Source organism: Candidatus Firestonebacteria bacterium RIFOXYD2_FULL_39_29, assembly GCA_001778375.1.
Lineage (GTDB): Bacteria > Oederibacteriota > D2-FULL-39-29 > D2-FULL-39-29 > D2-FULL-39-29 > D2-FULL-39-29.
This window is the reverse complement of the sequence record MFGV01000028.1, coordinates 24,601-36,481: the sequence shown is the minus strand read 5'-3', so window position 1 is coordinate 36,481 and position 11,881 is coordinate 24,601. Positions and strand designations below refer to the sequence as shown.

General features: G+C 38.8%; 13 protein-coding genes. All 13 read right to left on the bottom strand.

Annotated elements, in window-relative coordinates; genetic code table 11:
• Window positions 1-72: 72 nt before the first annotated feature.
• Window positions 73-933, bottom strand: coding sequence for a protease HtpX (locus tag A2536_04500; protein OGF47165.1), 861 nt, complete (start codon window positions 931-933; stop codon window positions 73-75).
• A 78-nt stretch (window positions 934-1,011) separates the two neighbouring features.
• Complete coding sequence (locus tag A2536_04495; GenBank protein OGF47164.1) at window positions 1,012-1,947, bottom strand: methionyl-tRNA formyltransferase; 936 nt, start codon at window positions 1,945-1,947, stop codon at window positions 1,012-1,014.
• A complete protein-coding gene (locus A2536_04490; GenBank protein ID OGF47163.1) occupies window positions 1,944-2,450 on the bottom strand; it encodes a peptide deformylase in 507 nt (168 codons plus the stop codon). The genes A2536_04495 and A2536_04490 overlap by 4 nt, the downstream gene beginning before the upstream one ends.
• Window positions 2,451-2,619: 169 nt before the next feature.
• A complete protein-coding gene (locus tag A2536_04485; protein OGF47162.1) occupies window positions 2,620-3,339 on the bottom strand; it encodes an LPS export ABC transporter ATP-binding protein in 720 nt (239 codons plus the stop codon).
• Entirely contained in the window at window positions 3,323-3,982 is a 660-nt protein-coding gene (locus A2536_04480) for a hypothetical protein (protein OGF47161.1), read from the bottom strand. The genes A2536_04485 and A2536_04480 overlap by 17 nt, the downstream gene beginning before the upstream one ends.
• A complete protein-coding gene (locus A2536_04475; GenBank protein OGF47160.1) occupies window positions 3,979-4,521 on the bottom strand; it encodes an LPS export ABC transporter periplasmic protein LptC in 543 nt (180 codons plus the stop codon). Before A2536_04475 ends, A2536_04480 begins: the two co-directional genes overlap by 4 nt.
• A 7-nt stretch (window positions 4,522-4,528) precedes the next feature.
• Window positions 4,529-5,497, bottom strand: a complete 969-nt coding sequence (locus A2536_04470) for a D-arabinose 5-phosphate isomerase (protein OGF47159.1) — start codon at window positions 5,495-5,497, stop codon at window positions 4,529-4,531.
• Between the two features lies 1 nt (window position 5,498).
• Window positions 5,499-6,311, bottom strand: a complete 813-nt coding sequence (locus tag A2536_04465) for a 3-deoxy-8-phosphooctulonate synthase (protein ID OGF47158.1) — start codon at window positions 6,309-6,311, stop codon at window positions 5,499-5,501.
• The gene (locus A2536_04460) at window positions 6,312-7,940 is read right to left on the bottom strand and encodes a CTP synthase (GenBank protein ID OGF47157.1); all 1,629 of its coding nucleotides are present in this window, start codon (window positions 7,938-7,940) and stop codon (window positions 6,312-6,314) included.
• Window positions 7,941-8,109: 169 nt separating this feature from the next.
• Complete coding sequence (locus A2536_04455; protein ID OGF47156.1) at window positions 8,110-8,844, bottom strand: 3-deoxy-manno-octulosonate cytidylyltransferase; 735 nt, start codon at window positions 8,842-8,844, stop codon at window positions 8,110-8,112.
• Between the two features lie 140 nt (window positions 8,845-8,984).
• Window positions 8,985-9,521 (bottom strand): hypothetical protein, encoded by a 537-nt coding sequence (locus tag A2536_04450; GenBank protein ID OGF47155.1) that lies wholly within the window; start codon window positions 9,519-9,521, stop codon window positions 8,985-8,987.
• A gap of 37 nt (window positions 9,522-9,558) precedes the next feature.
• Complete coding sequence (locus A2536_04445) at window positions 9,559-10,329, bottom strand: hypothetical protein (protein OGF47154.1); 771 nt, start codon at window positions 10,327-10,329, stop codon at window positions 9,559-9,561.
• A gap of 235 nt (window positions 10,330-10,564) precedes the next feature.
• Window positions 10,565-11,875 (bottom strand): group II intron reverse transcriptase/maturase, encoded by a 1,311-nt coding sequence (locus A2536_04440; protein OGF47167.1) that lies wholly within the window; start codon window positions 11,873-11,875, stop codon window positions 10,565-10,567.
• Window positions 11,876-11,881: the final 6 nt, after the last annotated feature.

The following is an 11,881-nucleotide window of genomic DNA, read 5'->3' as shown; positions in this document are numbered from 1 at the left end:
TTCTTGGTTCCAGTTGTCAAAGAACGGTGTTTCTAGAAATAATTGCGACACAGTCTGCATTAGTAATTATTATTAATAGGGTAGTCCCAGTTTATCCGCGGTCTTCTCGAGGTTCTTTAGCCGTCTAGATAAAGTCGGGTGTGTGCTCAGCATATTAATCATCCAGCTTTCTTTAAACGGGTTTACAATAAATAAGCTCGCTGTCGAAGGTGAACCGCCTTCTATCGGAGCTTTCTTCGCATAACTGTGTATTTTTTCAAGCGCAGTTCTCATACTGCTCGGCCTATTTGTAACAGTCGCAGCGCCGCTATCGGCTTCATATTCCCTGGCTCTGCTTATAGCCATCTGGATAAACATTGCTATTATCGGTGTCAAGATTGCGAGTACCAATAAAACAATAGGATTCCGGTCTTCATTATCTCCGCTTCTGCCGCTAAACATAGAAGCGAAATAAGACAGATTGGCAAGCATTGATATTGCCGAAGCAATACCCGCTGCCAAAGTGGCAATCAGAGTATCACGGTGTTTTACATGTGAGAGTTCATGCGCAAGTACAGCTTCAAGCTCATGCTTTGAAAGTAAACTCATTATTGAAGGACTGACAGCAACTGCCGAGTGAGCCGGATCCCGGCCTGTAGCAAACGCATTTGGCGCAGCCATCGCAATAATATAAACTTTTGGCATCGGAATATCCATCCTTGAAGCGAGATTCTGTACCATCCCATAAAGTTCGGGTGCATCTTTTGCTTCCACAGGCTTTGCCCCGTACATGGAAAGAACTATCTTATCCGAAAACCAGTACATTACCAAATTCATAAGCATTCCGAACACAAACGCAATGATTACTCCGGTCTTTCCTCCAAACAAACCGCCAAAGAACATAAACAACCCTAAAAGAGCTGCCAGTAATACTGTTGTTTTTATTGCATTCATTCTATTTTTCCTCCTTTTTAAGATGATTCCACTGATACAAGTTAAAAGTAGTTTACTGTTTAAATATTTGGCTTATGACTATTTCGAAAAATGCATACCGGGTCCAACTTTATTCCCGCGTGCGTAGTCTTCAAAACTCATTTCTTTTTTTCCTTCAGGCTTAACGCATTTTACAAGGAGCGCTCCGATTCCCGCTTTAACTATTAAACCTTTTCCTTTCTCGGCGCCGATAATCTCACCTGCTTTGCCTGTTTCTTTGAAATTTACTATTTCAGTCTTGAGAATTTTTATCAATTTACCGTTCAATTTAGAGTAAGCACTTAGTAGCGGTGCAAGTCCACGAACCAGGTTATGTATCTCAACAGCGTTTTTTGCCCAGTCAATATTGCCAATATCATCAGGCAATTTACCAAAGTAAGTCGCATCTTCTTTTTTTTGTTCCTTTCTTTCAGCTTTTTCTGCTTCGAGGTCATCTATCGCCTTTATCAGGAGTTCTTCCCCTGCTATAATAAGTTTTTCCAGAAGGGTTTTAGCATTATCATCTTTCTCTATTTTAACTTCTTTTTGCGCTATAATATCCCCTTCATCCAGTTCTTTCTTAACATACATTATGGTAACACCGGTTACCTTCTCCCCATTTATCAAAGCCCAGTTATATGGTGCTGCCCCACGGTATTTCGGCAGAAGTGAGAAATGAAGATTAATCGTTCCCTTTGCGGGCAAATCTATAATCTCCCGGCTCAATATCTGACCATAAGCCACAACAACACCGAGGTCATAACTGTTATTCTTTATGCTTTCAAAGAATATATCGTCTTTTATCTTCTCCGGCTGATAAGTTTTAAGCCCGAGCAGCCCTGCAAGACCCTTTACTTCGCAAGCCTTTACGTTCAACCCACGGCCTCTTGGTTTGTCACAGGAGGTTACTACTTCAATCTCATGTCTTTTCGTATCAAAGAGCTTTTTCAACACTCTTGCCGATATATCCGCTGTACCGTAAAATAATATCTTCATTTTCCCTTGGTTTCTTTTTCGAGTGCTTTAAGCCTCTTACTTAAAAGTATATACTTAATCTTACTCATATGATCCACAAAAAGCACACCATTTAAATGATCTATCTCGTGCTGCATTACCCTTGCCAGTATTCCTTCGGCTGTTATTTCTTTATCCTTGCCTTTCAAATCCTTATAAGACACAATTACCTTTGACGGACGCTCTATCTCAGCAAATATTTCAGGGAAAGAAAGACAGCCCTCTTCAAATTTTATACTGCCTTCCGAAGCTGTAATCTCAGGATTAATAAGGCATAGAACCTCGCCTTTTTTATCTCCCCTTCCGGCATCAATAACACAAATTCTTTCCTGTATTCCGACCTGATTTGCGGCAAGCCCTACTCCTTTTGCCGCATTCAATGTCGAAATCATAGATTCAGCCAGCTTTAAAATACGCTCATCGATCTTTATTATCTTTACAGCTTTCTTTCTAAGTATTGGAGTTCCATATTTTACTATTTTCATGATCTTTCACCTGTATTATGAACCTCTGCGGACTTACGTCCGGAGTTTCGGCGAGTGGAATTCAATTTATTATTCATGCCGCATTCATCCACGGAGTTACCTCCGTGGTTTTCTGCGGCATACTCGCCATAATATATTTTTGTTTTTTTGTATTATGATTTTTGTCATCTTAGAGTGTAAATTTCTCTCCAAGGTAAAATTCTTTTGCTTTCTTATCGGTTGAAAGCTTTTTAGCATCCCCTGAAAGAAGAATTTTACCTTCATACATTATATAGGCCCTGTCTGTAACCGAGAGAGTTTCCCTTACATTGTGATCGGTAATAAGAATACCAAGCCCTTTCTTTTTTAATTGAGAAATTACCTGCTGGATGTCAGCAACCGTAATAGGATCAATACCTACAAAAGGTTCGTCCAAAAGCAAAAATGACGGATTAGTTACAAGTGCTCGTGCAATCTCCACTCTTCTTCTTTCCCCGCCGGAAAGTGTATATGCCATACTCTTTCGCAGCTTTGTAATACTAAATTCATCAAGCAAGCGGTCTAAATGCTTTTTTCTTTCCAAATCGGTCAAATCCATCGTTTCCAGTATTGCCATTATATTATCTTCCACCGAAAGTTTCCTAAATATTGAAGGCTCCTGAGGCAGATACCCCACTCCGTATTTCGCCCTTTCATAAGTGGGACATTTTGTCACATCTGTTGAACCAATATAGACTTTTCCCGCTTCCGGCTTTATAAGACCAACGATCATGTAAAAGGTTGTGCTTTTACCTGCGCCATTTGGTCCCAGTAATCCGACAATTTCACCTTTGTTAACTTCAATATTTACTCCGTTAACAACGTAGCGTTTTTTATATTTTTTTGTAAGCCCTTCAGTTCTTATCAGCATTTTTTTTCTCTTCAGGATAGATCCTGGCCGTAACATTTTTGTCAGCTATAAGCTTTCTTTGTTTAATAAAAATAGAAATCTTTTCTCCCTTGTAAGTATTACTTCCTTTTTTCACTTCAGGTTTGCCTTCCAGAATAATAGTGTCTTGAATCTTATCATAATCGGCACTACCGCAATTAATCAAAATATCATCACGCGTTATAATCACCGAACCGGACACCATGGCTCTTTCTCCCCCGTTAAGAACATCTACGGAATCTCCTCTTATATCCGTCTTCATTCCATCCTTCTCAGTCAAGAACAAAACAGCATCTTTTTTCATCAGAAGCTGTCCCGTATCTTTCAAATATTCTGTATAACCCCCTGTTATTTCCAGTTGTCTACTCTCACTCCAGAAAGAAACATCCTGCTCTGCAACTACTTTATTTCCTCCGGGCAAAAGAACAAGTTTTTCTGCTTTCAATACATTTCCTGAATGTTTAAGAACAACATCTCCATTGTACGTAACTTCTTTTGTCTTGCTGTTGATTGTCCAGGACTTTGCGGTAATAGTCAAAGGATTCTCTTTACTGATTTTCATCTCTTCTGCAAAAAGAGGAAGAAAACCGGAGAATACTATTAAAATCGCAATAATACTTTTCATTTCTTTTTCTTTTCCTTAAAGGCATCCGGATCCGATATTTTAGTACTTACTTTCTTTAGGGTAATATTTTCCAGCATAAGATCTGACTCCATTCCCACGCCTTCCATCGTATTATCACCCTTCACAACTTTTACATATTCATTTGTTTGAAGCTTGTTTTTTACGCTATACCAGGTAAGACTTGAGGTTTCAAGTCTGGAGCCATCCATTGTAGTAAGTACTACATTACCCTTAACATCTATATCATTAGTATCAGTTCTAACAACACCTGTTTCAGACTTTAGATTTGCGACTTCTTTATCCTTATCATAGTACCTGGTTTTTACATTAAAAAACCTGATTCTTTTTGCCCTGGGATTAATTGAGGCCTCAGCAGCATCTATCTCATATTTTTTTATTCCCAGTTCAGTCTGCACCATATGAAAGCCCCTCATTGTTACCACATCCCTTGTCTTATCGGAAAGGGAGGCTTTTCTCCCGGATTCACTGCAACCGCAAAAAAAGAGGATTAAAACAACTATGAACACCGATTTTTTCAAAGTTATTCTACCTGCTTAATTTTAAAAGATCATGAAGATGGATAATTCCAACAAGCCGATCAGTCTTTCCCGTTACCAACAGTGTACTTATCGACTTTACTTCTGTCATCCTTACGGCCTCATCCACCAGAGCATCTTTACAGATAGTTCGAGGATTTTTAGTCATGATATCCCGCGCTTTTTTCTGCATAATATTCCTGTCTAAAGTAAGATGTGTTCTGAGATTTTGATCGGTTATTATACCGGTCAATCTTCCTCTTTTATCTACAACCGAGGTACAACCCATTTTTTTTGAGGTCATTTCATATATAACTTTTCTCATATTAACATTTTCACAAACAACCGGGAGTTCATTTCCTTTACGCATAATATCTTCAACTTTTTTTAATTTCCGCCCTAAACTGCCTCCTGGATGGAGGAGAGCATAATCCTGTTTATTGAAACCCCTTTTGATCAAAAGTACCACCGCCAGGGCGTCTCCCATAGCAAGCTGGGCCATAGAAGAAGCAGTTGGAGCCAAGCCAAGAGGACAGGCCTCTTCCTTTACTTCTACATTTAAACTAATATTACTGCTTTTCGCCAATTCAGATTCCATGTCTCCTGTCAAGGCTATCAATTTTGCACCAATTTTTTTAATTGCAGGCAGTATTTCCAACAACTCTTTTGACTCCCCGCTCTGTGATAAAGCTATAACAACATCAGAACTTAAAACTGTCCCCAAATCGCCATGAAGACCCTCAGCTGAATGAAGGAACAAAGCCGGCGTACCGGTAGAAGCCATTGTCGCTGAAATCTTTCTGGCTATAATACCGGATTTCCCGATACCGGTCACAATAACCCTTCCCCTGCATTTATAAAGGAGGTCAACCGCCTTTATAAAGTTCTTATCTATACTTTTTGTAAGAGCCAAAACCGATCCGGACTCTATTCTTAAAACTTCTTTTGCTTTCTTAATCAGATATTTATTGTTGACCATTTCACCGATCCTTTACAATATTATATATTTTTTTTGCCCTATTAAGAAGTTCTTTTAACTCATTAAGCGGCAGCATGGAAGATGCATCACACAGGGCATTTCTGCAATTCGGATGTGTCTCAATGAAAAGACCGGAACTACCCGCAGCAATTCCGGAAAGCGCCATAGGCATTATCATCTCAGGGGTCCCGCCTCTTTTATCCTTACTGGTAAAACCCGGAACTCGAACGGCATGAGTGACATCAAATATTACAGGATAACCGTAACTCTTCATAATTGTAAACGCCCTCATATCGGTAATCAGCGTGCTATAGCCGAATATAGAACCGCGTTCGGTAATAATTATCTTCTTGTTTCCTGTAGATTCTATTTTAGTGATAATCTTTTTCATATCCCACGGAGACAAAAACTGAGCTTTTTTTATGTTTACAACTCGACCGGTATTTGCCACCTTCAAAGTCAGCGTAGTCTGCTGACAAAGGTACGCAGGAATTTGAATAATATCTGCAACTTCTGCAACGGCATCAACTTCACTGCAGCAATGAACGTCAGTAAGGATAGGAACTCCTACCTTCTCTTTTACTTTTTGAAGTATTCTAAGCCCCTCTTTAATTCCAGGACCCCTGTAATTTTCCACAGCCGTCCGGTTGCTCTTATCATAAGACGCTTTAAATATAAAAGGGATCTTCAACCCGGTAGCGATCTCTTTAATCTTTCTAGCAATAGAAATACACATCTCTTCCGATTCAATAACGCAAGGCCCTGATATCAGGATAAACTTCCCTTTATTTGCTTTATAGTCAAAACCTGTCATTTATTTTTTCCTCTTTTTAGATTGAGGCTTTTCTTTTTTATGAAGAGAGGCCTTTACAAAATCCGCAAAAAGCGGGTGCGGAGATAAAGGTCTGGACTTAAATTCCGGATGGAACTGAACGCCTACAAACCAGGGATGCTCGGCTATTTCAACAATCTCCACCAAGCCTCCGTCCATTGTGGTGCCGGTAAGTTTTAAACCTTTGGCTTTCATGGCCGCTCTATATTCATTATTAAACTCATATCTGTGTCTGTGCCGTTCAGAAATGGCTTCCTTGCAATAGGCTTCGTATGCTTTTGAGCCTTTGGAAAGTTTGCAATCCCAGGCTCCAAGACGCATGGTCCCGCCCATATCCGTCACATTACGCTGACTGTCCAACAGAGATATTACTTTATACTTGGTGTTTTGATCAAATTCTGTACTGTTAGAACCTTTTAAACCGAGGACATTTCTTGCGTATTCTATAACTGCGCATTGCATCCCCAGGCAGATACCAAAAAACGGAAGTTTTTCTTCTCTCGCGTACCTTATAGCTTCTATCTTTCCTTCTATACCTCTTCCGCCAAAACCTCCGGGAACGAGAATTCCGGTTACATCTTTGAGAGCTGCTTTAGCGCCATTTTTCATAATTGAATCCGCCTCTATCCAGTGAAGGTTAACCCTGGCATCATTCGGTATTCCGGCGTGGACAAAAGCCTCAATAATACTTTTATACGCATCCAGCAGCTCAACATATTTTCCTACTATACCTATATTAACAGCTTTCGCCGGATTAATAACCTTATCAACTGCTTTCTCCCAGGTGGAAATATTTTGTTTTCCGTATCTAAGGTTAAGTATTTTCATAAGAATTATATCCAACCCATCTTCTTTTAACCTGAGTGGTAATTCGTAAACCGAATGCGCGTCAAGATTCTGGATAACAGCTTCTTCTTCGACATTACAAAACAGTGAAAGTTTACTCCTGACATCTTTTGTAAGTGGCCTGGAAGACCTGCAAATCAAAATATCAGGCTGAATACCGATGCTTCTTAGTTGCGCCACTGAATGCTGGGTGGGTTTCGTTTTAAGTTCACCCGCTGTACTTATATGAGGAACTAAAGTAACATGAACATATGCAACATTTTCTTTGCCAACATCTTTTCTAAACTGTCTGATAGCTTCCATAAAAGGGAGGGATTCTATATCTCCTACGGTGCCGCCTATTTCAATTATTGCAACATCAACGTCTTTATCTTTTGTAACTTTATGAATTCGTTCTTTGATTTCGTTGGTTATATGAGGAATGACTTGAATAGTTTTCCCGAGATACTCGCCTTTCCTTTCTTTAGTAATAACCGAGAAATATATCTGACCTGTGGTTACATTATTGTCTTTTGTCATATTGGCACTTGTAAATCTTTCATAGTGCCCAAGGTCAAGGTCAGTTTCGGCTCCGTCATCTGTCACAAATACCTCACCGTGCTGGTAGGGATTCATCGTTCCGGGATCAACATTTATGTAGGGGTCAAATTTCTGGAGAGTGACTTTCAGACCTCTTGACTCAAGTAAACATCCTATGGATGAACTGGTAATACCCTTTCCAAGAGATGATACAACCCCTCCGGTTACAAAAATGTATTTTGCCATTTCCTTCTCCTTTGTCAAAAAGATTTCACCGATTACAAAACTACCGGATTCCACTGATTTCTACTATGATTAAGTATTATATCATAAACAATAATCACTCTTGTATAAATTTATGCTTATTCTGTCATCCTGAACTCGATTCAGGATCCAGTGTCTTTGATGTTGATTATTACTTGCCGTTTTTCCTTAAAATCTCCACAACTTTCTTCAAATCCGCTTCCGTATCTACGGGAACGGTGTCAAACTTTGTCTGTATCGTCTTGATTTTATACCCATTTTCCAGAACTCTGAGCTGCTCAAGTTTTTCTGTTTTCTCCAGACTTGACTGTTTCATTTGGACATATTTTAAGAGGAAATCCTTTCTATAGACATAAACCCCTATATGTTTTAAAAAATACTCGAAACTCTCCGCTCTTGCCTGAGAGGGAATAGCAGACCTGGAAAAATATAGCGCATACCCATCTTTATCAACCGTAACCTTCACTATATTAGGGTCCAACATCAACTTTTTATCCGAAACTTTACAAACGAGCGTACTCATAACAAGTTTTTTATCCATTATAAGCGGTTCGACCGCCTTATCAAGCATATCCGGACGTATTAAAGGCTCATCCCCCTGGATATTTACCACTATATCCGCCTTAATATTTTTCACAGCCTCAGCAATCCTATCCGTCCCGCTCTTATGTTTTTTCGAGGTCATCAACGGGTTACCGCCGAAACTTTTCACGATATCGTAAATTCTTTTATCATCCGTCGCAATGAAAAACTCGGAGATAAGCTTAGCCTTTTTCGCCTGCTTCCAGACCCACCAGATCATGGGCTTACCCATAATATCCGCAATAACTTTTTCAGGAAAACGAGTAGACCCAAGCCGGGCCGGAATAACACCGATTATTTTCATAGAGCTCCTTTGAAAAATATTGACGATTGTGATTTATTGAAGATCCGCCACAAAGCACCGAGTGAAGTCATTTCTGCCTTAAAGTTTAAATTAACTTTAACGCAAATTCTTTTTCATATTCATATAATAACTACACCTCATTATTTATTTCGGTCTCTCCTGTATGGAAAGCCATAATTATACTCTATTTGATATAAATAATAACCTATTTGCTTCATATATTTCTCTTCCAGCGCTTCATTAAAAATATATCTTGGTCCAGAAGAGATTTCTTTCAGTTTCTGCTCTAGATTTAGCTCACTTTCTACAATTTGGCTCGCCTTATTTATATCTTTATCTTCGTAAAGCATAAGCATTGATTCTGCCAATACTAATTGATTTTTTTTAATCTCCTTTGTTGAGTCACTATTAATAATATTAACTGCTAACTTACTAAAACATCTTTTTTTTATTTCTTCTCTATAATTAAATATATACTTAAACCACAGATAACACATCCCTACAATTGCCATGCCATAATACAGCCCTGTTTCAAATTGACCAATTTTACCACCAAACAGTAGCTCGCCTAGAATATTTAAAAGCTTAATTGAAACACCTGGAACCACTACGACCACAATTAAGAATGAAATAACTAAATATATACAGCTCCTTAATTCTTCAGTTTTTTTTGACAAATTTACCTCCGCAAAAGAGATCAGCTTCTACTTCTAATTAATCGCCGTGCTTGGACGCACATTCTGAACACAAAGGATCACCTTCTTCATTCTTTTCGCTTTTTTCTTCCATAAAGTATTTTCCGCCACAGGACGCACATTCAAACATTTCTTCTTCATGTCCGCAAAACTCACATTTCTCAGAATCTACATTAAATGTTTGGCGACCACAATATGGACAATAGTCTACCAATATCTTTTTATCAAATAATTTACCTTCACATATTCTAACATGCTTCTCACAAAACTCATGTATAACAATCAACTTCTCCCACATATCTTCATCTTTTTTAAATTTCTTTTCAAGATTTAATCCCAAATATTTTTCAGCAAAATCAAAAATAAACGACAACATATTTCCAATTACTGCTTCCGCTTCTTTTTTTGTTATATTTACTTCATAGTGCTCTATTTCATTTCTTATTTTTCGGCATCTCTTAACTATTTTAATCATATCTTCAGGAATACTTAAATTACATATGTTTTTAATCCTTTTTATTGCTAAATCAACATTAACGGTAGAAGCTTCTTTAGAAGGATATTTGTCAATATCTTCTAAAACAAATGCAGGATGTATTACTTTAAGACGTTCTTTTAGAAGCAATTCCACTGCATGTGATGTGTCCAATATTGCTCTTTTAAAATCTTTTTTTGTAGGAGATTTCTCGCCAGTCAAATGAAATATAGCATGAGCCAGCGAATCTTCCGCATTTTCTATCATACTGAATGAAATTTCTTCAACCATCAATTTTTCTCCAACATTACCCATTCTAAAACTTGTACAAGCACCCTCTTTGCCTTTTTAATTAACCTCGCTTTTCATGATTATTACTTTTAACATTGTTGTCGAGTAGAACGGCATCGTAGTGATTACAGGCTCTTCTTGGCTGTATCCGTCGTTTCCAACTTCGTGCCCGTTTAGATTTGCCATATCCTACTTCCTCCATCCCCTCACAGAACCGTACTTGAAGTTTTCCCTCATACGGCTCTTCATTCAAGCATCCTCATACTGACGGATATAATGTGTAGATGTTGTGATAAATTCTCGGCACCGGCAACTTTCTTTTCAACCAGCTGGCGTATTCTACTTGTGTGCAACTCTTCTTCTGACTTCGCTTGTTTATCCATTTGAATATGAGTCTTGATGTACTTTGATAGTATTCGTACATCATGCGGCTGTTCCCGCTCATTCCAAAATATCGGTAGTGTCCTGTCATCTTTACTACCAGAACTTTCCACCATTCTTTCAGTTTGTAACGATTCCGCACATTCCTCAACCATTCGTTCATCTCTCGTATCTTCTGGACAAATTTCTTCTTCGAAGTCCTACGCCCTACTTTGAATTTGCCTTTTCTGGTTTTATCTCCAAAATGCGTAAACCCCAGAAAATCAAAAGTTGTTCCTTTACCGCCTTTACCGTTGTTGTCTTCCCAGTTCTTCCGCCCAAACTCCACGACTCGGCTCTTTTCCTCAGATATTCTCAACCCAAATTTCGCAAACCTTTCCTTCAGCATCTCCATGAACCTTATGGCTGATTCTTTTTCCTCAAAACACACCACAAAGTCGTCTGCATACCTTATCAGCTTCGAATATCCTTTCAATTCTTTCTTGGCTACTTTCTCAAACCACAGGTCTAATATATAATGAAGGTATATATTTGCTAACATTGGGCTCAATACTCCGCCCTGCGGCGTCCCTTTGTCTGTCGCTATATATTCCCCTTCCTCTATTACTCCTGCCTTCAAGAATCTTACTATAAGCCTTAGAAACCTCGTGTCGCTTATCCTTTGCTTCAGGCATTCCATTAACCACTTATGGTCTACAGTGTCAAAGAATTTCTCAATATCTACTTCTGCCACTGCATTTATGGGTCTGGTCATTATTGTCTTGTCCAACTCGTTCAAGGCTGTATGGCAACTTCTTTTGGGTCTGAATCCGTACGAACTATCACTAAAATCAACCTCATAGATTGCCTCAAGGATTCTTTTCATTCCCATCTGCACTATTTTATCTTCTACCGCAGGTATTCCGAGTCCTCTTACTTTTCCGTTACCTTTTGGTATATATACCCGCCTTACTGCTTGCGGATAATAGTGCAATGCCTTCATCCTTTCCAACAAATCTTTCAGGTTCTCTTTTAGATTGATTCCATACTCTTCTACACTTACTCCATCTATGCCACTGGCTCTATCCTTCTTCAGCATCCAGTAGCATTGCTCAAGATGTCCCTCGTTTAGCAGGTGCATCAGTCTCGTGTACCTGTACTTTTGGTCTTCTTTCGCAAGTTGTGTTATGTGTTTCAATTTCGTTTCCACCCATGC